This is a genomic window from Streptomyces sp. A012304 (genome assembly GCF_026008495.1).
GTDB lineage: Bacteria > Actinomycetota > Actinomycetes > Streptomycetales > Streptomycetaceae > Streptomyces.
Genome location: NZ_BQUN01000200.1, coordinates 229,117 through 254,091 on the forward strand (window position 1 = coordinate 229,117; position 24,975 = coordinate 254,091).

Consider the following 24,975-nt stretch of genomic DNA (forward strand, 5'->3'; position numbering starts at 1 on the left):
GCCGGCCTCCGCCGGGTCTCTTCCTCCATCCGGATCGCTCGCGGAACGGCCGCCCGCCCCGCGCGCCCTCCGTGAGGCTTCCGCGCGGGACACGCGGTGACGGACCCGGAGGCCGCCGCGGCGGCGTCGACGCGCGCCCGCGCGTCCGGACTGGGACCCTGGGCGCAAGAGCACCGCTCGACATCTGGACGGACCGCAGTGGTGGGTTCTATGGCCGCTCTCGACGACTCCGGTCCCCGGTCGGCGTCCTGTGGCGTCGACCCCAGGGGCGATCCGATCCTGCGCGCCCGCCTCGCCCCGCCGAGGCGGCCCGCCACGTTCCTGCGCCGGGAGCGACTGCTGCGGCACCTGAGCCGGGCCCTCGGGACGCCGCTGACGATGGTCAACGGGCCGGCCGGCGCGGGAAAGACGCTGCTGGTCGCCGAATGGGCCGCCGACCTGCGGGAACCGGTCGCCTGGCTCACCGCCGACGACTCCGACCGGTCTCCCGGGATCTTCTGGGCGTATCTGCTGGAGGCCCTGCGGTCCGCCGGGGTGCCGGTGCCCGTGGAGGTCGGCACCCCGGCGGAGGCGAGCCGGGTGGACCGCGGGATGCTGGCCCGGCTCGCCGCCGCGCTCGGCGGCCGGGACACCCCCGTCGTCCTGGTGCTGGACGAGTTCGACCGGGTGACGGCCCCCGACGTCGCGGACCAGTTGCAGTTCCTCCTGCACCATGCCGGACCGGGACTGCGGCTCGTCCTCGTCACCCGCACCGAACCCCTGCTGCCGCTGCACCGCTACCGGGCGTCCGGCGAGATGACGGAGATCCGGGACGCCGAGCTGGCCTTCACGGCCGAGGAGGCGGCGGCACTGCTGCGGACGCACGGTCTGTGCCTGGCCCCGAGCGCCGTTCGCGCCCTGGTGGAACGCACCCGGGGCTGGGCCGCGGGCCTGAGACTGTGCGCCCTGGCCGCCCGGCGGAGCGCGGACCCGGACACCTACCTGAAGCGGTTCGAGGCCGGCCGCAGCACGGTGGCCGACTTCCTGCTGGCCGAGGTGCTCGACCGGCAGCCGCCCGCGACACAGGAGCTGCTGCTGAACATCAGCGTCCTGGAACGGTTCTGCCCGGACCTGGTGAACGCGGTGACGCTGCGCACCGACGCCGAGCCGATCCTGGCCGCGCTGCACCGCGAGAACGCGTTCGTCCAGCACCTCGACCACTCCTGGTACTGCCTGCACCCGCTGTTCGCGGAGATCCTCCGCGCCCATCTGCGGGAACGCGCCCCCGGCCTGGAGCCCGAACTGCGCCGCCGGGCCGCCCGGTGGCTACGGGGCTCCGGGGCGCTGCCCGAAGCGCTCGCCCAGGGCGCCGAGGCCGGCGACTGGCAGTTCACCGCCCGCGCCGTCGTCGACGACCTGGCGATCGGGCAGCTCTTCACCGGCCTGCGCTCCGACGACCTCTCCGACCTGTTCGCACGGATGAGCCCCGAGGCGAGGGGCGCTCCCGCCGACCTCGTCCGTGCCGCTCGCGAGCTGGCGCGGTGCGACCTCGACCACGGTCTGGTCCATCTGCGCCACGCCGAGGAGGACCTCGCCCGGGACGCGTCCGGCCCCGCGGCCGCCCTGCTGAGCTGCGCCCTCCTGGAAGCCCTGGCCGCCCGGCTGACCGGCTCCCCGGGCCGGGCCGAACACGCCGCCGAGACCGCGCGGCGGCTCAGACCGGATGTGCCCGCACACCTCCTCGACGAGCATCCGGAACTCACCGCCCTGCTCCTCACCCACCTGGGATCCGTCCGACTGTGGGCCGGACGGTTCGACGACGCGCGCGCCGCCCTGTCGGCCGTCGCCGGGCACCCGGGCGGCGCCGCCACCGCCCTGCCCCGGCTGGACTGCCTCGGCCACCTGGCCCTGATCGACTACCTGGACGGCCGGCCCGGCCGGGCCGAGCACAAGGCCCGCGCGGCGGCCGACGAGGCGGAACGGTACGGCCTGCCCCAGCGGTCCGGGTCCGGCATCGGCCGGCTGGTCCTGGCCGCCGTCCTCGTCGACCGCGACGAACTCGACCGCGCCCAGGCCCTCCTCGACGAGGCGACCGCCTCCCGCGCGCTCCCCGAGGACCCGGTGACGGAGGCGGGCCGGGCCATCACCCGGGGGCGTCTGCTGCTGGCCAAGGGCGACGCGCGTGCCGCGCTGAAGGCGGCGGACCCGGCCATCGCCGCGGCGGTGGCCTCGCCGTGGGCCGAGGACCACACCGCCCTGGTCGCCTCCGCCGCCCACCTGGCCCAGGGGCGGCCGGAGACGGCCGCGGAGATCCTCAGCGGCGCGGCGCGCCACCGCACGGCCTGCGCGGTCGAGGTGGCGCGGGCACGGCTCGCGGCGGGCCGCCACGGCGAGGCACTGGACCTCATCGACAGCCTGCCGGCCGACGACCGGCCCGGTCCGGCGGTGACCGTCCGGGCCACCCTGGTACGGGCCCAGGCCCTCCACCAGGCGGGGGACGAAACGGCCGCCCGCCGACTCGTCGCCCAGGCGCTCCGTGACGCCCGGCGCGAGCGGCTGCGCCGGCCGTTCCTGGAGGCGGGCCCCTGGCTGCGCCCCCTGCTGGACGCGCCGGCCCTGCGCGGGCTGACCGGAGGCTGGCTCACCGGCGCCCCCTCGCCGCGACCGGCACCGCCGCCGCTCGTGGAGGAGCTGAGCGGACGCGAGCGCGACGTGCTGCGCCGGCTGGCGCAGACCATGTCGGCACAGGAGATCGCGGCCGACCTGTGCGTGTCCGTGAACACGGTGAAGACCCACCTCAAGAGCGCCTACCGAAAGCTGGCCGTCGGCCGGCGCGGCGACGCGGTGCGCCGGGCGCGCGAACTGGGGCTGTTGTGAGCCACCGGCGTGTGCGTCGCGGCCGCTGTGAGCCACCGGCGCGCACCTCACCCTCCCGGCGCGGGTTCACCTCTGCCGGGTGAAGGCGGGCCACCTGGCAGGGCGGACCATCGCAGGGAAGGGCGCACGAACGCGGTAACGACGCACCCGGCCCGCCCCAGGCCGTCCTCGGGAGAGCAGCTCATGCGCTACGAGATCCGCGTCGACGGACATATGTCGGAGACGCTGGCCAAAGCCTTCCCTGAGCTGGACCACGTGGTCATGTCCGGTCAGACGATCCTGTACGGCCCGGTCGTCGACGAGGCGCACCTGTACGGGCTGCTGGCCCGCTGCCGATCGCTGGGCCTGCGGGTGGTGGAGATGCGCCAGGCGCCGGAGTGACCCTCTCCCACCGCCGAGATCACCGCGGCCGGCACCGGCACCACGCTCACCCGTCCCGGGTGAGGCGGCCCGGCCCCCGCCGCGGCCACGGTGGGCGGGAGACACCTCACCTCCGGTCGCCGAGCGCACCGGACGAGACCGAAACGAGGCAGCAGGATGACATCGACCACCACGCGCACCCACACCGCGAGGCGGGAGTGGGCCACCGGCCTGACGATCTTCGCGGCCGTCATGCTCATGATCGCCGGCATCCTCGACATCCTGCGGGGCATCGCGGCGATCGCCGAGGACGACGTCTTCCTCACCACCCGCGACTACGTCTTCGAGTTCGACCTCACCGGCTGGGGCTGGATCCATCTCTTCCTGGGCGTCGCCGCGCTGATCATCAGCTTCGGGCTGTTCCAGGCGTCCCTGTGGGCACGCGTCGCCGGCGTGGCCGTGGCGGGGCTCGTCATCATCGCGAACTTCCTCTCCCTGCCGTACTACCCGGTCTGGTCGGTCGTGATGATCGCGATCTCCGGGTTCGTCATCTGGGCGCTGTGCACCGTGCGCAGGGAAGAGCCCTTCTGACCGTTCGGGCAGGAGGCCGACGGCGACAGGACGCAAGGAGACCGGCGGCGCCACGATTGAAGCGGGAACCGCACGGTACTCCTGAATCGTCCGCCGCCCAGGCCCCGCAGGTGAGGAGGCTCCATGACCGAGCCGATCCGCCTCACCTGGGAATACGAGGGGTACGCCGCCACCCAGGAGCGGCTGCGGGAATCGCTGTGCACCCTGGGCAACGGCTACTTCGCCACCCGCGGCGCGCTCCCCGAGTGCGTCGCGGACGAGGTGCACTACCCGGGCACCTACGCCGCGGGCGTCTACAACCGGCTCACCTCCGAGGTGGCCGGGCGCCGGGTCGAGAACGAGGACATGGTCAACCTGCCGAACTGGCTGCCGCTGCGTTTCCGCCTGCCCGGCCAGGACTGGATCACGCCCGACACCGCGACGGTGCTCGAACACCGCCTGGTGCTGCACCCGCCCTCGGGCCGGCTGGAGCGCCGGACGCGGTTCGCGCTCGGCGACGGACGCGCGCTGTCGGTGCGCCAGCAGCGGCTGGTGCACATGGGCGACCCCCACCTCGCCGCCCTGCGCACCGAGTTCACGGCCGACGGCTTCGGCGGCGACCTGGAGGTGGAGGCGGCGCTCGACGGAGGCGTCACCAACGCCGGCGTGCCGCGCTACCACGACCTGGACGGCCGTCACCTCACCCATGTGCACACCGGTGACACGGACTCCGGCACGGTGTGGCTGCGCTGCCGCACCCGGACCTCCGACATCCGGATCGGTCTGGCCGGCCGGCTCACCGCCGACGCGCCCGTCACCGTCCAGCACACCCCTCCGCGCGCCGTCCAGCGGCTGTACCTCCCGCTCGTCGCCGGCCGGACCGTGACCGTCGACAAGACCGTCGCCCTGCACACCTCCCACGACCCGGCGATCAGCGATCCGCTGCACGCCGCCGTCGACCGAGTGGACGCCGCCCCCGGCTTCGACGAGCTGCTGGAGTCGCACATCACCGCCTGGGACCAGCTCTGGCGCCGGGCCGAGCTGGACGTGCCCGGCGAGTCGGGCCGGATCCTCCGGCTGCACCTCTTCCACCTCCTGCAGACGCTGTCCCCGCACACCGCCGGCCTCGACGTCGGCGTGCCGGCCCGCGGACTGCACGGGGAGGCCTACCGGGGCCATGTCTTCTGGGACGAGCTGTTCGTCCTGCCCTATCTGAACCTGCACCTGCCCGAGGTCTCCCGCGCCCTGCTGGACTACCGCCACCGGCGTCTGGAACCCGCGTGCGCCGCGGCCCGCGAGACCGGCCGCAGAGGGGCGATGTACCCCTGGCAGAGCGGCAGCGACGGCCGGGAGGAGACCCAGCGGCTGCATCTCAACCCCCGTTCGGGCCGCTGGCTGCCCGACCACTCCCGGCTCCAGCACCACGTCGGCTCGGCGATCGCGTACAACGTGTGGCGGTACTGCGAGGCCGCCGGCGACATCGAGTTCCTGCACACCAAGGGCGCGGAGATGCTGCTGCAGATCGCCCGCTTCTGGGCGGACTCGGCGGTCTACGACGAGCGGCTCGGCCGGCACCGCATCCGCGGCGTGGTCGGCCCCGACGAGTACCACGACGCCTATCCCGGCGCCCTGGGGCCCGGCCTCGACGACAACACGTACACCAACGTCATGGCCGCCTGGGTGCTCGCCCGCGCGCTCGACCTGCTCGGCACGCTCCCCGAGCCGCGCCGCCGTGAACTCGTCGAATGGACGGGGCTCGACGGCGGTGAGCTGGAGCACTGGGACGACGTCTCCCGCACTCTCCACGTGCCCTTCCACGCGGGGGTGGTCAGCCAGTTCGACGGGTACGGCGAGCTGGCGGAGCTCGACTGGGAGGGATACCGGCAGCGCTATGGCGACATCCGGCGCCTGGACCGGATCCTGGAGGCCGAGGGCGACACCGTCAACCGCTACCAGGCCTCCAAGCAGGCCGACGTCCTGATGCTCGGCTACCTGTTCTCACCGGCCGTGCTGCGGGGCCTCTTCGACCGGTTGCGGGTGCCGATGGACGACGACGTGTGGCGGCGCACCGTCGACTACTACCTGCACCGCACCAGCCACGGCTCCACACTCAGCGGCATCGTCCACGGCTGGGTCCTGGCCCGGGCCCGGCGGGCGGAGGCATGGAAGTTCTGCCAGGAGGCCCTCCAGGGCGACATCGCCGACGTGCAGGGCGGCACCACCGGTGAGGGCATCCACCTGGGCGCCATGGCCGGCACCTGCGACCTCGTGCAGCGCGGACTCACCGGCCTGGAGGCCAGGGACGGCGCCCTGTGGCTGGATCCGGTGCCGCTGCCCGAGCTGTCCTCGTACTGCTTCACCTTGCAGTACCACGGCAACTGGGGCGTCCGGCTGCGGCTGGAGCGACTGCACCTGGAGATCGCCGTACCGGCCTCCGACCCCTCGCCGATCGACGTCCGCCTGCCCGGCCGCGGGGTCGGTGTGCAGCCGGGCGAGACATGCCGGGTGCTGCTGCCGGAGTGACGGCGGTTTCCCAGCTCGTTGGGGCCCGGCCGCGTCAGTCGTGCGGGACGACGGCGACCGGGCACGGCACATGGTGCAGTGCCGCGTGTGCGACCGGCCCCAGCTTCCAGGTGTGCCGGGAGACGTGCCGTCGGCGCCCCACGACGGTGAGCCGGCCGCGCACGGCGGCGGACAGCAGCACCTGCGTGGCCGGACCGGTCGTGACCTGCTCCACGACGGGCACACCGGGGAACCGCTCCCGCCACGGGCCCAGCACGGCGGCCAGCAGACCGCGTTCCCGCTCCTCCCTGCGGCGATCGGCGTCCTCGACGGACGCCTGCTGGGCGGGGGACACGAGCAGGGACGACTGAAGGGCCCGCACGGCCCGCACCCGCAGGCCGTGCGCCCGGGCGGCGGTGAGCGCGAACTCCAGCAGCGGGCCGGACGCCGGACCCGGCTCGGACAGCCCCACCACGATCTCGTCCCGCCCGGCGGCCGCGGGGTGGTCGGGGCCCGCCTCGACGACGGGGTCGCCGGCCCGCACGGTCACCGCCGGACAGGGCGCCACGCCGAGGACGCGCAGGCTGATGGAGCCGAGCAGGAAGCTCGCCACGGAACCGTGCCCGCGGGAGCCGAGGACGAGCACGGCCGCGCTCTCACCGCGGTCCAGGAGGGCCCGCGCGGCGGGAACGTCCACCAGTTCCGTGGACAGCGCGAGATCGCCGTGGCGGTCCAGCAGCTCCCCGGCGGTCCGCCGCAGCACGGTCCGCCCGTACTGCTTGCCGTGCGGCTCCTCGGCGTCGGGCACGTCGAAGGGCTGGGTGGTCCAGGAGTGCAGCAGCAGGAGCGGCAGGGGCCGTTCCGCGGCCTCGTGGGCGGCCCACCACGCGGCCGTCAGGCTCGCGGCGGAGCCGTCGAGTCCGACGACGACAGGTCCGGTCATGGCGCACCTCCGGTGTCGGCACGACAGCCGAGCGGGGACTCGGCCGCCGTGTGTGTCCCCCTTCCAGAGTCGGACCCCGGTGTCCGGGACGCAGACCGTCAGCGCCAGCCGAACCGGCGGTCCACGACCGCCGCGAACTCCTCCAGGGTCAGCACCGAGTCCCCGTTCTGGTCGGCGGCGTCGAACAGGGCGGAGGAGGCGTCGGCGTCCCCCAGCGCCCAGAACGGCAGGTCCCCGGACGCGGCCAGGGACGGGCCCTTCGTCCGCAGGGCGGTGATCACCTCTTCCCGCGTCAGTGTGCCGTTCTGATCGAGGTCGAGCGCCTCGAACAGTTTCCGCGCCTTCTCGCTCATCACATGGCCCCGTTTCTGCTCGGTTTCTGCTCGCCGGCCCGCGGGCCGGCCGATCCGGCTCGGTCACGAACGAGAACGCATGTCCGTCCGCCCCGGTTCCCCCGCCCGCCGTCCGTCTACACGGCCCGGGCGACGAGGAGGGCCACGTCGTCATGATCGTCGGGATGCCGCAGGCCGTACAGGAGGAGGTCACAGGTCTGCTCCAGGGGCCGGGCGGGTTCGTCGAGGAAGCTGAGGAGCACGTTCAGACGGTCGTCGATGGAATGGTGGCGGGTCTCGACGAGACCGTCGGTGTAGAGGACCAGCAGATCACCGGGGCCGAGATCGGCGGTGGTGGTCTCGAAGGGGATGCCGCCGACGCCGAGCGGCGCTCCGGGAGGCAGGTCGAGCAGCCCGGGGGCGCGGTCCGGACCGGCCAGGGCGGGCGGCATGTGGCCCGCGTTGGCGATGCGGCACCGCCCTGTACGCGGGTCGTACACCGCGTACAGACAGGTCACGATGTAGTGCTCCAGGTCGCAGGTGATCCGGTCCAGGTGCTGGAGCACCGCGCCCGGATCGAGGTCGAGGTCCGCGTAGGCACAGGTGGCGGTGCGCAGCCGGCCCATGGTGGCGGCCGCGTCGATGCCGTTGCCCATGACGTCGCCGACGACCAGGGCCGTCCGGTCGTCGGCCAGCGGGATCACGTCGTACCAGTCGCCGCCGACCTCGCTGGTGGCCTGGGCGGGCTGGTAGCGGGAGGCCAGCTCCAGGCCGGTGTGCCGGGGCGGGTGGTCGGGCAGCAGACTGCGCTGGAGGGTCAGGGCGGTGTTGCGCACGCTCTGGAACCAGCGGGCGTTGTCGATGGCCACGGCGGTGCGGCTGGCCAGCTCACTGGCGAGAATCACGTCGTCCTCGTCGAACGGCAGCGGGTTGCGGGTGCGCTTGAGGTCCAGGGCGCCGATCACCTCGCCGTGCGCGGTCAACGGGACCGCGAGGTAGGAGTGCACACCGGCCCGGGCCAGGAGCGCGCCCGCCTCGGCGTCCCGGGCGATGCGCGGCAGATCGCGGTCCCCGACGTGGCGCACCAGGATCGGCCGTCCGGTGTGCACGCACAGGGTGACCAGGCGGTCACCCCCGTACGCCGCGAGGTCGCCGGGCGGATCGGCGGCGCGCAGCGCCACCGTCGGGTGGGCCGCCTTCAGGGCGAGCGAGCGGAACAGCTCCGGCCCGTTGTCGGGCCGGCGCGCGCGGCGGCAGGCCAGCGCCGAGTCGAGCACGTCCACGGCGACCACGTCGGCCAGCTGCGGAACGGCGATGTCGGCCAGCTCGCGGGCGGTCTGCTCCACCTCCAGCGTGGTGCCGACGCGGGTGGAGGCGTCGGCGATCAGGGCGAGGCGCCGCCGGGCCCGGTCGGCCTCACCGGCCGCGCGGTGCCGTTCGGTGACGTCCACGACCGAGGTCGCCGCGCCCAGGACCCGTCCGCCGGGGTCCTCAAGCCGGTAGAAGGAGAGCGACCAGGCGTGCTCGTGGTCGGGATCGGTGGGCGGGCGGCCCACGTGGTACTGGTCGAGCAGCGGTGTGCCGGTGGTGAGCACCTGGCGCAGCGCGGACTCGATGGTCTCCACGTCGGGCAGCGGCAGGGTCTCCCGCAGCCCGCGGCCCACGTGATCCTCGGCGGGGATGCCGTCGATGCGCTCCAGCGCCGGGTTGACCAGGAGGTAGCGCAGGTCGGGGTCGAGCAGCGCCAGCCCGATCGGGGACTGGTTGATCAGCCGCTCGCACAGCGCGAGGTCGGTCTCGACGCGCTGGAGCAGGGCGTGGTCGGCCGCGATGCCCAGGGCGTAGACGTCGCCGAGGTCGTCCTGGAGCCGCATGTTGCGGAACTCCATCAGGCGGCTGCTGCCGTCCTTGTGCCGGATGGGGAAGGCGCCCGCCCAGCTCCGGCCCGTCTCCAGCACCTCCGCGAACAGCCGCACCACGGCCTGGAGGTGCTCGGGGTGGATGAACAGGCGCGCCGCGTACTTGCCGAGAGCCTCCTGCGCGGAGTATCCGAACAGCTCCTGCGCCTGCGGGGTCCAGAACACGATGCGTCCGTCGGCGTCGACGACCATCGCGGACACGCTCAGCACGTCCAGCAGACCGGTGGGCGGAGGCGAATCGGAGCCGTACTCGTCGTCCGACCGGAGGGATTCGGCTGTCATCGCGGATCCTCCTCCACCGTTCGGTGGCCGTGCCGGCTTTCACCGACAGCGCTCCGCTCCCGGGTTTCCGGCCTCCGGCACTTCCATGCTGCCTCCGGCCGGGGCAGTCCGGAAGCGGGGCGGGCACCGGCGGCGGACCGGCGGGGCCCGGCCAGTCCGGCCGGGCCCGCAGATCACCGTACGAACCCGGTCTCCCGCACCCGTCAGGTGTCGTCCTGAGCGCCCCGTTCGAGGAGCATGCCCACGAAGTCGTTGACGGGGCCGATGATGTCCAGGTCCTGGTCGAGCACCCACTGCAACTGGAGGCCGTTGAGCACGGCGTGGAAGAGGACCGCGGCGCTCTCGGGGGTGAGGCCCTCGCGCAGCCGGCCGCGGGCCGACTCGTCGTGGAACCCCTCGGCGAACTGGCTGCGGCCGCGTGCGTAGCGCTCGACGAAGTAGGCGTGCGCGGGGTGGTCCTGGCGTGAGGCGGCTGCTGCGAGTTCGATCCACAGCCGCATCAGCTCGGGGGCCTGCTGGTGGTGGCGGATGAGTTCGCCGAGGTAGGGCGCGAGCTGGTCGGGGCTGTCGACCTGCGCCAGCCCTTCCTGCCACTCCTCGGAGTCGCGCTGTGCGAGCACTCCGGCGAGGAGGTCGTCCTTGTTGCGGAAGTGGTGGAGGAGGCCGGCGTGGGTGATGCCGGCCCGTTCCGCGATGTCCCGCAGGGAGGACTTGGCGTAGCCCTTCTCGGCGAAACTGTCGCGTGCCGCCCGCACGATCTCCGCCCGGCGGGCCGGTGTCTTGGCGTAGGGCCCACGCGCTTTTGCCTGACCCACCGTGCGCTCACTCCCCAACTAGGCCGGTCCGTGACGGTCGTGCGCCGCAATGCGGCGTCAAAAGCTACCACATAGATGAAATTTGTCTCCGGCTCCGACCGGCCCTCCCAGTGAACTCCAGCCGCCTGCCTCGACGGCGGGGCTGCTGCCGTACGGGTTCGAGCGGGCGGAGGAGGTGTCGCTCGGCCCCGGACCATTGTCTTCCGGTCAGTGTCTTCATAAGCTTACCGCTTGTAAGGTATTGAAACGTTTCAAGGGATGTGAGCCGTGCCCGAGGAGAACAGAGACGCGCTGAGCCGCAGACACATGCTCGGCATCATGACGGCGGCGGCGGCCGGGACCGCCCTCCCGCTCGCCGCCCCCGCACCCCACGCCGCCGCGGCGGTCGGACACGGTTCCGCTCCCGCGCACCTCCAGGTCAACTCCCGGGTCGCCCCCCTCGGCACGGAGACCGTCCCGGCGTTCAGCTGGGTGCCCCCGGTGGCCAGACAGTCCGCGTACGAGATCCAGGTCGGCACCAGGCCCGGCGCGGCGGACGTGTGGCGCAGCGGCAAGGTGGCCGGCTCGAACAGCACCGAGGTGGTCTACGGCGGTCCCGCGCTCCGGTCGGAGCGGGCGTACCACTGGCGGGTGCGGACCTGGGACGAGAAGGGCACCCCCGGCCCCTGGAGCGCGCCCGCGCGGTGGGAGACCGGTCTGCTGAAGGGCGAGCGGGACTGGGCGGGCGCGCGGTGGATCGGCGGCCGCGTGGCGCAGGACCACGACTGGAAGGACCTGTCCGCTACGGTCGTCTTCCGCGGCGGCGCGGACGCCGCGAGCGGCCTGTCGCTGCTGCTGCGCGCCGAACCCGTCGGCAAGACCTGGGGCGAGGCCCTCGACTGGACCCTCCGGCGGAGCGGCGACGACATGCAGCTGGCCATGCGGACCAGGCACTACGCCGGCAACACATGGGTGGACGACGGCACCTCCGAACCCGACTGGGGCGTCGACTTCTACGACCGGCAGAGCGAGACCAACCCCACCACCGCCGGCACCCGCAGCGTCCCGGTCGGCACGGTCACCCTCCCCGCCGCGACCGGACTCACCAAGGACACCTGGGCCACCCGCGACCACACCGTGCGGGTCACCGCCCGCGGTCTCACCGTCACCACCGAGGTCAACGGCGTCGAGGTCGACAGCCGCACCCTCACCGGCGACCAGATCCGCCGCCACGGCAGTTTCGGCTTCGGCGGCGGCACCTCCGCCACCGTGCGCACCGTCGAGGTGACCGGCACCGGCGCCCCCGACTTCGCCGTCGACCTCACCACCGGCGCCAACCCCTTCGAGGCCGGCATCGGCACCCTCGCCGGCCTGACCTTCCCGCCCAAGAACCCCTACATCCCCGCCAAGAACACCGTCCTGCCCATTGCCGGCCCGGCACCCGTGCTGCGCCGCGCGTTCACCCTGCCCCGAGGCCGGAACATCGCCACCGCCCGCCTGCACCTGAGCGCCGCGGGCAACGTCACCCTCACCGTCAACGGCGACCCGATCACCGTCGACGGCAGGCCGGCCGCCGCGGACGGCACCAACGTGCCGCGGCTGCTCACCGACCAGAGCAGCTACGACCGTACGGTCCTCTACGACACCTTCGACGTCACCGCGCTGCTGCGGTCCGGCCGGGAGAACGTCCTCGCCGCCGAACTCGGCCGCGGCTGGTACGGGGTCACGACCCCGCAGGAGTGGTACTGGCACCTCGCGCCCTACGCGGGCCAGCCCCGGCTGCGCGCGAAGCTCGTCGTGACCCACACCGACGGCTCCACCACCACGCTCGTCACGGACAAGGACTGGCTGGCCGCGGACGGCCCCACCACCTTCGACTCCGTGTACTCGGGCGAGAAGTACGACGCCCGGCGCGCGGAGGAGCTGGGGGAGTGGCGCTCGACCGGCTACCGCGCCGGCCGGGAGTGGCGTCCGGCCACCGAACTGATCCCCCCGGGCAGCTGCTCGGGCCCCGCGCCGAAGCACCACGGCGCGCTGCCCGCCACGACGATCCCCGACGGCTTCCGGCCGGCCGTCCCGCGCGCCCACGAGGCGGAGCCGGTGCTGGTCGGCCGGCGGCTGCGGCCCGTCTCGCTCACCGAGACCGCGCCCGGCTCGGGCGTCTGGATCCTGGACTACGGCCAGATCCTGACGGGCCTGGTCCACCTCCGGCTCACCGACGTAAGCCCCGACCGGGCCGGCCTCACCCTGCGGATCCGCGGCGGCAACCGGATCACCGCGGGCGACGGCACGGCCGGCTCCCCGTTCTCGGTGGAGGAGGAGAACTTCCAGCACGACGCCAATCTCCAGACGCACTACTACACCGTCGGCAGGCGGGCGACGCAGAGCTGGGAGCAGCAGTTCAGCCACTTCGGCTTCCGCTACCTGGAGGTCCACCAGCTCGAAGCCGTCCTCGGCCGCACCCCCGACCTCACCCGGGACGCGGACGTGCTGACCGTCGGCGTCGCCCGCACCGGCTTCGCCCGCACCGGCACCTTCACCACCGACAACGCCCTGCTCAACCGCCTCCAGCGGAACCTGGAGTGGGCCGAGCAGAACAACCTGGTCCAGAAGCCCACCGACACCCCCTCCCGGGAGAAGAACGGCTGGACCGGCGACGCCATGGCCAGCTCCGAGTCGGAGTCCCTCACCTGGGACGTCAACGGCGTCTTCACCACCTACCTGCGGCACTTCCCGGACGCCCAGATCTCCACCGGCCAGCTGCCCATGTTCGTTCCCGTCGCCAAGGGTGGATACGGCTACGACCGCACACCCGGCTGGAACGCCACCTGGAAGGCGGTGCCCGCCTGGGACTCGGCGTACTTCGTCATGCCGAGGGAGCTGTACACGTACTACGGCAACAGCAGCCTCTTCGCCGAGCTGTACGACCACCAGGACACGCTCCTGAGGTACTACGAGACGCTGTTCACGGCCGAGAACGACTACCGGTTCGAAGCCTCCCTCGGCGCCTACTCCGGCGCGGAGAGCCCGGGCAGCAACGCGGTCATCAGCCTCGCCTTCTACATCCACTTCTGCGACTACATGGACGAGGTGGGACGCCTGCTCGGCCGCACGGGCCGCGCCGCCCACTACGCGCGGCTGGCGCGCACGCTGCGCAGGGCGTTCATCGCCCACTACTGGGACGCCGAGCTGGGCCACTTCACCCAGGGCAGCGTCTCCAGCGAGAACGCCATGGCCATCGCCTTCGACCTGGTCCCCGGCTCCGACCTGGACCCCGACGACCCGCGTCACCTGCCCGGCACCAAGACGCTCGCGGAGAACAGGAAGGCCCTCGCGAAGCTCCTCGCCGACCGCGTCGTGGCCGCGGACCAGCACCTCCAGAACGACATGTACGGCTCGCGCTACGAGTTCAACATCCTCAGCGAGTACGGCTACACCGACATCGCCCTGAAGGCCGTCACGCAGACCGGCCCGCCCGGCTACGTCCACCAGATCGCCAAGGGCGCCACCTCGCTGTGGGAGCAGTGGACCGACCGGCTGTCGGTCAACCACCACTACCGCTCCAACGTGGCCACCTGGTTCTACCAGAGCCTGGCCGGCATCAAGCCGACCGCGGCCGCGTACGAGTCGCTGCGCGTGCGCCCGTACATCCCGACGGTGGCGGTCAACAGCCGTGTCCCGAAGGACACGGAGGACCTCGATCTGGCGCCCGCGACGCTCGACCACGTCAGCGCCTCGATCGACACCGTGCGCGGCCGGGTGTCCTCGCGGTGGCGGCGCCGGCCGGACGGCCGGATCGACCTCGCGGTCACCGTCCCGTACAACACCGAGGCGGAGATCTGGGTCCCCACCCAGGGCAAGCCCGTCACCGCCCCTGAGGGGGTCGCCTTCGTGCGTGACGACACCTCCGGTGGCGCCGCCTACGAGGTCTACCGGGCGCGCGCGGGGTCGTACCGCTTCAACGCCCGCTGACCCGACCGCGCGAGAAAACGGCACCGTGCCGAGCCGCCGGCCTCGGCACGGTGCCGCTGTGGAGGCGGTCAGCGCAGTGCGGCCGGCCATGTCCACGGCGGCAGCACGTCTGCGGCGACCAGCGGCCGGCTCAAGCCGGCCGATACCGCTCTTCCCGGATATTTCTCCGGCGTATTTCAGCCACGCCCACTTCTTGAGGATTCGGTGAGCGGTTTATGGATTTTTGGTCATCGGTCATGTGAAAGAGGTTCATGAATCACCCGATGTCGATCAGCGAAACCCCGGCTTCTGGCGGGGACTTGCCTGTGCCATCTCCGGTGCAGTAATCAGATGAATCATGAATCTGTTCAGCCGTGGTTCTTCGCCCCGCCGCTCCGCGTCGCCCGTCCTGTCCGACCCCTCCGCCAGGCCCTCGCGCTCTTCGGCCGCCGTTGTTCCGGATCCCGCACTGGCGGGCCTTACCGGGGAATGGGTCATCGACCCCGCACACAGCAGAATCGGGTTCTCGGTCCGGCATGCCATGGTGACCACGGTCCGCGGGGCCTTCACGGAATACCAGAGCCGTCTGTACTTCGACGGCCGTGATCCGGCTCGCAGCCGGGCGGAGATCGTCCTGTCGACCGGCAGCGTCGACACCGGCGTGGAACAGCGCGACGCGCACCTGATGGGGCGGGACTTCCTGGACGCGGCGACCTATCCCCGGATGCGCTTCATCAGCACCGCCGTGCGGTTCGGCGGCGCCGACGTCTACCAGATGACCGGTGACCTCACCATCAAGGCCACCACCCGCCCGGTCGTCCTGGAACTCACCTACATAGGCCATGTCACCGACCCGTTCGGCTACGAGCGGGTCGGCTTCGACGGCACCACCACCATCAACCGGTCCGACTGGGGCCTGTCGTACGACTCCAGACTGGCCGAGGGTGGGGCCATGGTGAGCGAGAAGGTGCGCCTCCAGCTCGACATCGCCGCCATCCGCACCTCGTCCGTCGGCTGAGGCCGGCGCCCGCGCCGGTCCGTCCGGTCAGTCGACGTACGACGCGAGCGTCCCCCGCCGTCGGACATCGAGGGTCGCGCAGTGGAACGATCCGCCGAACGGCGCGTAGTGCAGCAGGTCGCACGGGATGGGTTCGAATCCCCACTTTTCCAGTGCGCGCAGCATGGCGGTGTGGTGCCGCTCCGCGATCACGCGTTTCTCGTCGACCATGAGAACGTTCATGCTGAGCCATTTGCCGCACATCGAGGTGATTTTGAGCAGACGGTCGCCGATCGGATCCGGTTCGGGGGCGACCAGGACGTCCCAGGATTTCAGGACGTCGGGCAGACGGTCGACGTCGATGTATTCCGGATTTACCAGAACCTTTCCGGGCGAGAGCGGGACGAACGTCGTGTCGATGTGCATGGGCGTCCGGCACCTGCTCTCGATCTCGTGGATGCGGTAGCCGGGCCCCAGGTGACGGCGCAGCCATTCGATGCCCATCCGATTGGTGACGTTGCTCGGCGTCACGAAAAGATCGCGCCCCGCGCGCACGAAATCCGCCGCGTCGAAGACCGGCTCGAACTCGGTGAGGATGTAGCGCATCGGCTCACCCGGCTCCGGGACGCGGAAATCCGAGTCGTACAGTTCGTCGGTGAGCTGCGGCTTCGGCGCCGACGTCCAGCGCGCGCCGCGGCGGAAGTAGTCCTTGAGCAGCGTCCGGTAGGAGTGCGTCTCGAAATAGCGGCACGGCCAGGCCATCGGGGTCTCGATGATCTCGTCGCCGATCACGAGCATGCTGTCGCGGGGGCAGGTGTTGCAGAAGCCGCGTGACGACCAGTCGGGGGTGGCGAAGCGCTGCCGGTGGTCGACCGCGTCCGGGCGGCGGACCGTGACGCCGAGGGACCGCAGCAGGGCGATGAACCCGTCGAGTTCCTCCTGTGCCCGCTCGACCAGTGGCCGCGGATACCGGAACCCGGCGGCGAGCCCCTGCAACCGCGTCGCCCAGGGCGGGATGTTGCAGGTCACGACCGGATGGCCGGAAGGGATCGTCGCGCCGTCGAGACGTCCGACGACGATCTCCTCCAGCGGATCCCACTCGTTGTGCGAATTGACCGGGGAGACCAGGGGCCGTGCCTCCTCGTCCGCCGCCGTCGCAAGTCCGGGACTCTCCACTATCGCCATCTCAACCGCTCTCGATCGTCGAGGTGGGCCTCTCTGCCCGGCTACCCCACAGCGCGCCGCCTAGCCGGACCTCTTGCCGGACCTGTCGAATATCGACAGTGCTGTTCGCCGGTTCGCTGTTCGTGCAGGCCGTGACGGTGCCGCTGCTGTGCGGGGTGGTGGCGATCGCGCTGATCGTGCTCGTGCTGCGGATGCTGCTCGCCCAAGCCGTCGCGCGCGACGTCGAGGCGGCGCGGATGCGGGCCGAGCTGGCCGAGGTGATCTGATGCCGATCGTCGTCGACATCGAAGTAATGCTGGCCAACCCTCAAGAACAGCCGCGCCAAGGCGGTGCGTTTCTCGACGCTGGCCGCGCTCTGCGAGGTGCTCGAGTGTCAGCCGGGCGATCTGCTGCGCTGGCAGGCCGGGGAGGCCGTGGAGCGGTGAGGCCGCCGCGGCCGGCGATCACCTCGCCGGTGCCGTGAGCGGCCCCACGGTGTTTCGTCTCAGCCGGCCAGGAGCGCGTCCATCTGGCCGACCGCCTCCTTGAGGCCTTCCTCCATGCCCATGGTGACCAGCTGGTCCATCTGCTCCCGGCTGTCGAAGGCGGAGCGGATCTCCATGCGGGTGCCGTTCCCGTGCCGGGTCAGCCGCACGCTCACGGTGCTGACGGGCATCGTGGCGCTCGGGGTGCCGTCCGGGTCGGCGAAGCCGTCCGTGAACTCCAGGGACGTCGGCGGGGCGACCGACGTGACGCGCCACCAGCCGCGGGGCTTGTCGCCGTCGGGGCCCGTCATGAAGTAGGTGACCTCGCCGCCCGGCGTCAGATCGTGTTTCTCGATGGTCGCCGGGTAGGTCGGCGGTCCCCACCAGCGCTCCAGCCGGCGCGGGTCCGCCCACAGTTGCCAGACCTTCTCGACCGGGGCCGCGAAGTCCGCGACCAGGGTGAGGGTGAGGCTGTCGAAGTCCTTGTCCACGCTGGTGACGCTCATCTGTCCGGTCCTTCTTCCTGAGGGTGCTCGTGGGGAGGGGGATCCTGGGCGAGCAGGGAGGACATGCGCTCCACCCTGCCGCGCCACAGGGCCTCCAGGTCGTCGAGGGCCTGCCGCGCCCGCGCCACGGCGTCGGGCTCGGTGAGGACGAGCTGCTCCCGTCCCCGGCGCTGCTTGGTGATCAGTCCGGCCCGCTCCAGCACCGCCACGTGTTTCTGCACTGCGGCGAAGCTCATCGGGTAGGCCGCGGCCAGTTGTGACACCGACAGATCACCTTGGACGCAGCGGCGCAGTATGTCCCGGCGGGTGGGGTCCGCCAGGGCGTGGAAGAGCCGGTCCAGGTCTCCGCCGGTACCTTCATCTACAACCATTTGGTTGTATGTTAACTCGCTGGCCGCCCCGTGTAAACCGCTGAACGGGGGTTAGGCGGCGCCTCGCGCCCCGGCGCCACCGCATGGTGTCGGCGCGCTTGGTAACTCGCAGACCATGGCCAAGCACGACAAGACCCCTGAACCATCCGAATCAGACATCCGGCGGGCGGAGGAGGAGCGTGCCGCGGCGCGGCCGTTCAGCTACCCGCACTCCGAGCGGCGCTCCAACGTCCGCGCCACCCGCCACATCTCCCGCGAGGAGGCGGACGCCGACACCGTCCCCGGCGTTCCCGGCGGGTACGGCACCACCGGTGGAGGCCAGCCGAGCCGTACCGGCAGCGGCGCCGACGAAGCCGACCCCGACCAGCACTGAACATCCCCGCGAGGAGCGAGAGGAGCCGTCATGACCGTGCCCGAGGAGAACCGGCCGAAGACCGAGACCACCGACGAGGTCGTCACCGGCAAGGACGACACACAGCGCGACGCGCCGGGCGGGACGGGGCGCACGGTACGCGAAGCCATGGAGGAAGCCGGGGTGCGGCCCGAGGACTTCGCGGAGGGGTGACCCCGGGGCGCCCGCCATACGCGCCCATGGCGGGACCCCTGGGGGGCGCCACCCGGCGCCCCGATGAGCGTGCCCCCGGCGCCCCGGTGAGGGAGAGCCGGCGCGTCAGGGGGCGCCGGTGTCCGGCGCTCACGCGCCCGTGCCCCGTGCCCCGGTACCGTCGTCCGGCGCCTCCGGGACGGTGTCCAGCAGTTCCCGCGCCAGCCGGCGCGCCGGCTCGTGCGTCCGGGTGGCGATACGGCGGAAGGTCTCCTGGGCCGGACGCGCCGGCCAGGCCGGGGGAAGGTGACGGACGGGCAGGCGGGGATCGGTGCGGATGACGCCGAGCCACTCGGTGACCAGCAGCAGCCGGGTGGCGACCGGGTCCCCGAGGTGGCCCTCGGTGGCCTCCAGCGCGGTCCACCGCTGGTCGAACGCGGTGTAGCGGGCGGCGATGGCCGCCAGGTCCCAGCTCTCCCGGATCATGCGCTCCACGTCGGTCGTCGCCTCGTCGGCGGACGCGTGGAACACCTTGACCCGGTCGGCCAGGCCGAGTTCGGCGATGACGCCGGAGACGTCGACCCGGCCGGGCGCGATCCACAGGCCGCTGTACAGGGCGCCGAAGCCGTACCAGATCAGCCGCGAGCGCAGATCGTGCCGCTGGCGTTGCCAGGAGTCCGGCAGCGAGAAACCGAGCAGGGTCCACACGCCGTCCCAGTCCTCGTTGACCGCGCCGTCGTGCCAGATCCTTCTGCTGCCGTCGTGGAGGATCCGCTCCGCCTGCCCGGTCAGCCCGAAGTACATCCTGCGGCCCTGCCGCTGCCGGCGCAGCAGGCCCCGGCCCACCATGCGGGTCAGCGTGGAGCGCACCGCCTGTTCACCGACCCCGACCCGGCCGAGGACGTCGATGATGCTGCCCGAGTACACACAGCGGCCGCCCTCGTCGAGGACGTGATTGCCGAAGAAGGCCAGCACGAGCGACTGGGGGCGCGGCTGTCCGACACCCGGCGTCTCGGCGGGGAACTCCGTGTCTTCCACGGCCGAAAGCCTACGGTCCGGGCCATGGCGGCGGTCGCGGCCGGTGGCCCGGACCTGGGTGGTCACGGCCGGTCGGCCGGGTGGGCCAGGTCGTAGGGGCGGGGGTAGGGGGCGGGGGAGTGGCGGACGTAGCGTGCCTGGCCGGCCGGGTCGGCCGCCCGGGCCCGGGCGTTGAGCACCCGGGGCCCGGTGTCGCCCCAGTGGCCGGTGGCGATCCGGTCCTCCAGCGTGTGCAGGGCGGCGAGTTGCTCGCCGGGGGCGAAGGTGCAGTGGCCCGGGGTGTCGACATAGGCCTGGCGGAGCAGCGGGGCGGATCCCGCGGCGCCGGCCGCCCTGCGGTAGGCGCTCTGGACCTGCACCGGGACGAGGGCGTCGCCGGTGGTGTGGATGGACAGTTCCGGCTTCCTCAGCTCGCCGGTGAAGGCGCTGGTCCGGCTCATCCAGTCGACGGCCGCCGGGTCGGCCGCCAGCCGGGGCGTCCGGTTGAGCGCCGTGAGGTCGTCGCGCAGCGACAGGCCGGCCTTCTTGTAGAGCGCCGTGACCTCCTTGTACGTCGTCGAGCGGCGCAACATCGCGGTGTAGTCGACGCCGGTGTTCCAGGACATGCTGCCGCCCGCGCGGCTCTCCGCCTCCTGGCGCCAGACGAAGGCGGGGCGCCCCAGCAGTCCGGCGACCGCCTGGTACTGGTTGGCCTGCTGGGTGTCCCAGTCGGTGGCGGCGGGACGGGGCTGGGCCGGGTCGTTCCACACCGGGATGTCGTGCAGGGCGGCGGCGAGGGCGATCCTGGCGCGGCCCCGGTCCGTCTGCTGGGCGGTGGAGACGACGTCCGTCAGGGCGGTGGCGGACCGGGCCGCCGTCGCGCCGTCCGGGAAGCCGGTGAGGGCGATGCGGGAGTCGGGGGCGAGCAGTGCCTTGAGGGCGAACACCGCGTCCAGGGTGCTGTTCCAGTTGGCGACGCCGCCGTGGACGAGCCCGCACATCGGCAGCGAGCCGTCGATGCGACCGGGGTGGCGTTCGGCTATCGCGGTGGTGACCAGACCGCCGTAAGAGCTGCCCCAGGCGATGGTGCGCCGGGCCTCGCCGAAGCGGGCGGTGAAGGCGTCCAGGGTGGCGAGCTGGTCGGGCACGGCGTCGGTGACGGCCCAGCCGGTGGTGGCGTAGGAGGAGCCGATCAGCGCGTACCCCTCCTTCAGCAGCAGTTCCCGGGCCGCCGCGTTGGGGGCGTTGTGGGCCGGGTTGGGCGCTCCGGCCGGGGTGTAGCCGTGGCTGAAGAGCAGCACGGTGCCGTTCCAGCCGGAGGGCACGTCCATGACGTACGCGGCGCCGGAGGGCAGTAAGCCCTCGATGTGGGAGTCGTCGGTGGCGGCGGCCGCCCCGGCCGGGGTGACCGGGGCGGCGAGCAGCGCCAGTGCCGCGAGGACGACCGTACGGACGCGGGTGCGGGCGCGGGTGGGGGTGGTCACGACAGAACGTTCTCCTTGGTGGGGGTGGAGTGGCCGGCGGGTCCGCCGAGCGAGTCGCCGTGGGTCTCGCGCAGGAACAGCAGGGTCAGCGCGGTGACGGTGGCGCCGCCGCAGAGCATCAGGGCCACGGGGGTGCTGCTGCCGCCGTTCCCGGCGACCAGGCTTCCGGCGATCATGGGGGAGAAGCCGGCCCCGATGAGGGTGGCGCCCTGGTAGCCGAGGGAGGCGCCGGTGTAGCGGACCCGGGTGCCGAACATCTCGGTGAGCAGGGCGCCGAGCGGCCCGTACATCAGGGACTGGGCGATGCCGTGGCCGAGGACGACGGCGAGGACGAGCAGCCCGGGCGAGCGCGAGTCGACGAGCGCGAGGACGGGGAAGGCGAGCGCGGCGGAGGCGACGGCACCGGCGAGGACGACCGGGCGGCGGCCGACCCGGTCCGAGAGCGCCGAGGCGCAGGGCAGCACGACGAGCGCGACGCAGGCGGAGACGGTCAGCGCGGTGAGGACCTGCGGGCGGGCGTAGCCGATACCGGTGGCGTATGCGATGAGGTAGCTCGTCAGCAGCGACTGGGCGGTGAAGGCGCCGATGCCGACGCAGCAGGCCAGCAGCAGCGGCCGGGGCCGGCGCAGCACCTCGAGGATCGGCAGCCGCGCCGCGGAGCGGTCCTTCCTCACCTCGGCGAACAGCGGGCTCTCCACCACCTTGAGCCGTACGAAGAGGCCGACGCCCAGCAGCACCACGCTGAGCAGGAACGGCACCCGCCAGCCCCAGGCCGCGAACTCGTCCCGGGGCAGGGTGACGACGAGCGTGACGACGACGGTGGAGAGCAGGGAGCCGAGCGGGGCTCCCATCTGGGTGAAGCTGGACCACAGTCCGCGCCGTCGCTCCCCGGCGTGTTCGACCACCATCAGGGTGGCGCCGCCCCACTCACCGCCGATGGCGATGCCCTGGACGACGCGCAGCGTGATCAGCAGGACGGGAGCCCACACCCCGACGGTGTCGTACGTGGGCAGCAGGCCGATGAGGAAGCTCGCGCCGCCCATCAGGCCCATGGTCAGCAGGAGCATCGACTTGCGGCCGAGCCGGTCGCCGAAGTGCCCGAAGAGGATGCCGCCGAGGGGGCGGGCGACATAGCCGGCGGCGAAGGTGCCGAAGGCGGCGATGGTCCCGACGGCGGGGTCGGTGCCGGGGAAGAACAGATCGCCGAAGACGAGGGCGGCGACGGTTCCGTAGACGAGGAAGTCGTAGAACTCGACGGCGGTGCCGAGGAGTCCGGAGAGGGCGACGCGGCGCAGTTGCCGGGTCCGTTCGGTGGCCGTGGCCGGTGGGGCGATGGGGGACGAGGACATCGCGGTCTCCCTTGAGCGGGGAAGGGAAGGACACCGGCGAAGATAGGCACACAGTTTGCGGCCGTCAATAAGTTGCACAACATCACGCCAGGCGGTGCGGGGCGGTGCGCAGGGTGTGGGCGACGAGGGTGATGGCGGCTTCGGCGGCGTGGGGGGAGCGCAGGGCGTGTGGGACCGCCCCCTGACGTGGCGAGCGGCGGCGGTTTCCGCGCCCGGCCCGTCCATGCGTGGCGAACGCCTCCAATTTGCCCCGCACAGTGGGGAGTTGGAGGTGGTGCCGGTCGGGGGCCTCCGTCGAGGGCGGTCCCGCACCCGCCCCGGACGCACGGTTTCGGCCAATCGTCCGGGGCTCTTGACTCCGCTCCCGCCAGTGATGATCCTCGTCACACACTTTGCGCCGGTCATGACAATCCAGTACGTGGTCCTCGGGCCCTCCGACGGCCTGGCGCGTCGACCGTGCCGTACCGCCGACCGAGGGACTGCCAGTGACCATGGCTCGCCGCCCGTACCGCAGACGCGAAGGAGTCGCCGTCGTCGCGTTGCTCCTGCTCTTCCTGGCAACGGCCCTGGGGCCCACGCCGAGTTCGGCGGCCGGGGCCGACTGGTGGACCCCGACCGCGCGGCCCGCACCGGACTCCCAGATCAACGTCACCGGCGAGCCGTTCACCGGTACGAACGCCGCGGGCGAGGTGCGCGGCTTCGTCGACGCGCACAACCACCTGTTCTCCAACGAGGCGTTCGGCGGCCGGCTCATCTGCGGCAAGCCGTTCTCCGAGGCCGGCATCGCCGACGCGCTCAAGGACTGTCCCGAGCACTACCCCGACGGCACGCTCGCGATCTTCGACTACATCACCCACGGCGGCGACGGCCGGCACGACCCGGTCGGCTGGCCGACCTTCAAGGACTGGCCCGCCTACGACTCGATGACCCATCAGGCGAACTACTACGCCTGGATCGAGCGCGCCTGGCGCGGCGGTCAGCGGGTCCTCGTCAACGATCTCGTCACCAACGGCGTGATCTGCTCGGTCTACTTCTTCAAGGACCGCGGCTGCGACGAGATGACCTCCATCCGCCTCCAGGCGAAGCTGACCTACGACCTCCAGGCCCACATCGACAAGATGTACGGCGGCACCGGCAAGGGCTGGTTCCGGATCGTCACCGACAGTGCGCAGGCCCGCTCGGTGATCGAGCAGGGCAAACTCGCCGTCGTCCTCGGCGTCGAGACCTCCGAGCCCTTCGGCTGCAAGCAGATCCTCGACATCGCGCAGTGCGGCAAGGAGGACATCGACAAGGGGCTGGACGAGCTGTACGCGCTCGGCGTGCGCAGCATGTTCCTGTGCCACAAGTTCGACAACGCCCTGTGCGGGGTCCGCTTCGACGAGCACGGCCTCGGCACCGCGATCAACATCGGCCAGTTCCTGTCCACCGGCACCTTCTGGAAGACGGAGAAGTGCACCGGCCCGCAGAAGGACAACCCCATCGGCGGGGCGGCGGCCCCCGAGGCCGAGGAGGCGCTGCCGGAGGGCGTCGAGGTCCCGGCGTACGACGAGAACGCGCAATGCAACGTGCGCGGGCTCACCGACCTCGGTGAGTACGCCCTGCGCGGCATGATGAAGCGCAAGATGATGGTCGAGATCGACCACATGAGCGTCAAGGCCACCGGCCGGGTCCTCGACATCCTCGAGGCCGAGCAGTACCCCGGCGTGCTCTCCTCGCACAGCTGGATGGACCTCAACTGGACCGAGCGGGTCTACTCCCTCGGCGGCTTCGTCGCCCAGTACATGCACGGTTCCGAGGAGTTCGGCGCGGAGGCGGAGCGCACGGACGCGCTGCGCGAGAAGTACGGCGTCGGCTACGGATACGGCACCGACTTCAACGGCATCGGCGACCACCCCGCCCCGCGCGGCACCGGCAACCCGGTGACGTACCCCTTCCGCAGTGCCGACGGCGGCTCGGTCATCGACCGGCAGACCACCGGGCAGCGCACCTGGGACCTCAACACCGACGGCGCCGCGCACGTCGGCATGATCCCCGACTGGATCGAGGACGTCCGGCTCGTCGGCGGCCAGGACGTGGTGGACGACCTGCTGCGGGGCGCCGAGTCCTACCTCGGCACCTGGGGCTCGTCCGAACGGCACCGGGCCGGGGTGAACCTCGCCCGCGGCGCGTCGGCGACGGCCCGCTCGTCGGAGTCCAACCCCTTCACCAGCTACGCGCCCGGCCGGGCCGTCGACGGTGACGCGGGCACGCGTTGGGCGAGCGACTGGAGCGACGACCAGTGGCTGAGCATCGACCTGGGCGCCACGCACCTGGTCGGCCGCGTCACGCTCGACTGGGAGCGCGCCTACGGCAAGGCCTACCGCGTCGACCTCTCCACCGACGGGACCACCTGGCGCACGGTCTGGTCCACCGCCTCCGGCGACGGCGGCCTCGACACCGCCCGCTTCACCGCCACCCCGGCCCGCCATGTCCGGATCCAGGGGCTCGACCGCGGTACCGACTGGGGCTACTCCCTGCACGAGGTCGGCGTGCACAGCGGCTGAGGCCGC

At 72.3% G+C, this 24,975-nt stretch carries 19 protein-coding genes and 2 pseudogenes; 11 read left to right on the forward strand and 10 right to left on the reverse strand.

Annotated elements, in window-relative coordinates:
* The first annotated feature begins 210 nt into the window (after positions 1-210).
* The 4 genes from ALMP_RS41040 to ALMP_RS41055 all read left to right on the forward strand — a co-directional run bounded on the left by ALMP_RS41040 (position 211) and on the right by ALMP_RS41055 (position 6,309).
* Positions 211-2,856 (forward strand): LuxR C-terminal-related transcriptional regulator, encoded by a 2,646-nt coding sequence (locus ALMP_RS41040; protein ID WP_264937100.1) that lies wholly within the window; start codon positions 211-213, stop codon positions 2,854-2,856.
* Between the two features lie 183 nt (positions 2,857-3,039).
* The gene (locus ALMP_RS41045; protein WP_264937101.1) at positions 3,040-3,237 is read left to right on the forward strand and encodes a hypothetical protein; all 198 of its coding nucleotides are present in this window, start codon (positions 3,040-3,042) and stop codon (positions 3,235-3,237) included.
* A 156-nt stretch (positions 3,238-3,393) separates the two neighbouring features.
* A complete protein-coding gene (locus ALMP_RS41050) occupies positions 3,394-3,807 on the forward strand; it encodes a hypothetical protein (protein ID WP_264937102.1) in 414 nt (137 codons plus the stop codon).
* 123 nt (positions 3,808-3,930) lie between these two features.
* Positions 3,931-6,309 carry a glycoside hydrolase family 65 protein gene (locus ALMP_RS41055; RefSeq protein WP_264937103.1) on the forward strand — a complete coding sequence of 793 codons (2,379 nt, stop codon included), beginning with the start codon at positions 3,931-3,933 and terminating at the stop codon, positions 6,307-6,309.
* A gap of 34 nt (positions 6,310-6,343) precedes the next feature.
* Here ALMP_RS41055 and ALMP_RS41060 read toward each other — a convergent pair whose 3' ends face one another.
* The 4 genes from ALMP_RS41060 to ALMP_RS41075 form a co-directional block, all read right to left on the reverse strand.
* Entirely contained in the window at positions 6,344-7,231 is an 888-nt protein-coding gene (locus tag ALMP_RS41060) for a universal stress protein (protein ID WP_264937104.1), read from the reverse strand.
* Positions 7,232-7,329: 98 nt separating this feature from the next.
* The gene (locus ALMP_RS41065) at positions 7,330-7,584 is read right to left on the reverse strand and encodes an EF-hand domain-containing protein (RefSeq protein ID WP_264937105.1); all 255 of its coding nucleotides are present in this window, start codon (positions 7,582-7,584) and stop codon (positions 7,330-7,332) included.
* Positions 7,585-7,700: 116 nt separating this feature from the next.
* Positions 7,701-9,764, reverse strand: coding sequence for a SpoIIE family protein phosphatase (locus ALMP_RS41070; protein WP_264937106.1), 2,064 nt, complete (start codon positions 9,762-9,764; stop codon positions 7,701-7,703).
* 203 nt (positions 9,765-9,967) lie between these two features.
* Entirely contained in the window at positions 9,968-10,579 is a 612-nt protein-coding gene (locus ALMP_RS41075) for a TetR/AcrR family transcriptional regulator (RefSeq protein ID WP_264937107.1), read from the reverse strand.
* A 267-nt stretch (positions 10,580-10,846) separates the two neighbouring features.
* Here ALMP_RS41075 and ALMP_RS41080 point away from each other — a divergent pair, with 267 nt between their 5' ends.
* Both ALMP_RS41080 and ALMP_RS41085 read left to right on the forward strand, forming a co-directional pair.
* A complete protein-coding gene (locus tag ALMP_RS41080) occupies positions 10,847-14,530 on the forward strand; it encodes a glycoside hydrolase family 78 protein (protein ID WP_264937108.1) in 3,684 nt (1,227 codons plus the stop codon).
* A gap of 337 nt (positions 14,531-14,867) precedes the next feature.
* Positions 14,868-15,527: a YceI family protein gene (locus tag ALMP_RS41085; RefSeq protein ID WP_264937109.1), complete on the forward strand. Its 660-nt coding sequence runs from the start codon at positions 14,868-14,870 to the stop codon at positions 15,525-15,527.
* A gap of 27 nt (positions 15,528-15,554) precedes the next feature.
* Here the strand turns inward: ALMP_RS41085 and ALMP_RS41090 are convergent, their stop codons facing one another.
* Positions 15,555-16,691 (reverse strand): amidinotransferase, encoded by a 1,137-nt coding sequence (locus ALMP_RS41090; RefSeq protein ID WP_264937110.1) that lies wholly within the window; start codon positions 16,689-16,691, stop codon positions 15,555-15,557.
* Between the two features lie 155 nt (positions 16,692-16,846).
* Here ALMP_RS41090 and ALMP_RS41095 point away from each other — a divergent pair.
* Both ALMP_RS41095 and ALMP_RS41100 read left to right on the forward strand, forming a co-directional pair.
* Positions 16,847-16,957 (forward strand): annotated as a pseudogene (locus ALMP_RS41095) (DUF2975 domain-containing protein); the annotation flags it as partial.
* A 39-nt stretch (positions 16,958-16,996) separates the two neighbouring features.
* Positions 16,997-17,116: pseudogene (locus ALMP_RS41100) on the forward strand (helix-turn-helix domain-containing protein); the annotation flags it as partial.
* A 59-nt stretch (positions 17,117-17,175) separates the two neighbouring features.
* Here ALMP_RS41100 and ALMP_RS41105 read toward each other — a convergent pair.
* A complete protein-coding gene (locus ALMP_RS41105) occupies positions 17,176-17,661 on the reverse strand; it encodes an SRPBCC domain-containing protein (RefSeq protein WP_264937111.1) in 486 nt (161 codons plus the stop codon).
* Complete coding sequence (locus ALMP_RS41110; protein ID WP_264937112.1) at positions 17,658-18,032, reverse strand: metalloregulator ArsR/SmtB family transcription factor; 375 nt, start codon at positions 18,030-18,032, stop codon at positions 17,658-17,660. Before ALMP_RS41110 ends, ALMP_RS41105 begins: the two co-directional genes overlap by 4 nt.
* Positions 18,033-18,147: 115 nt before the next feature.
* Between ALMP_RS41110 and ALMP_RS41115 the strand changes: the two genes are divergently transcribed.
* The gene (locus tag ALMP_RS41115; protein WP_264937113.1) at positions 18,148-18,405 is read left to right on the forward strand and encodes a hypothetical protein; all 258 of its coding nucleotides are present in this window, start codon (positions 18,148-18,150) and stop codon (positions 18,403-18,405) included.
* A 30-nt stretch (positions 18,406-18,435) separates the two neighbouring features.
* On the forward strand, positions 18,436-18,597 hold the full coding sequence (locus ALMP_RS41120; RefSeq protein ID WP_264937114.1) for a hypothetical protein: 162 nt from the start codon (positions 18,436-18,438) through the stop codon (positions 18,595-18,597).
* A gap of 129 nt (positions 18,598-18,726) precedes the next feature.
* Here ALMP_RS41120 and ALMP_RS41125 read toward each other — a convergent pair whose 3' ends face one another.
* From ALMP_RS41125 to ALMP_RS41135, 3 genes are all read right to left on the reverse strand, one after another.
* Positions 18,727-19,614, reverse strand: a complete 888-nt coding sequence (locus tag ALMP_RS41125; RefSeq protein WP_264937115.1) for a PaaX family transcriptional regulator C-terminal domain-containing protein — start codon at positions 19,612-19,614, stop codon at positions 18,727-18,729.
* Positions 19,615-19,676: 62 nt separating this feature from the next.
* Entirely contained in the window at positions 19,677-21,077 is a 1,401-nt protein-coding gene (locus ALMP_RS41130) for a S9 family peptidase (protein ID WP_264937116.1), read from the reverse strand.
* The gene (locus ALMP_RS41135; protein ID WP_264937117.1) at positions 21,074-22,426 is read right to left on the reverse strand and encodes an MFS transporter; all 1,353 of its coding nucleotides are present in this window, start codon (positions 22,424-22,426) and stop codon (positions 21,074-21,076) included. Before ALMP_RS41135 ends, ALMP_RS41130 begins: the two co-directional genes overlap by 4 nt.
* A 491-nt stretch (positions 22,427-22,917) precedes the next feature.
* On the opposite strand from ALMP_RS41135, the gene ALMP_RS41140 reads away from it, so the two are divergent.
* Entirely contained in the window at positions 22,918-24,969 is a 2,052-nt protein-coding gene (locus tag ALMP_RS41140) for a discoidin domain-containing protein (RefSeq protein WP_264937118.1), read from the forward strand.
* Positions 24,970-24,975 lie beyond the last annotated feature (6 nt).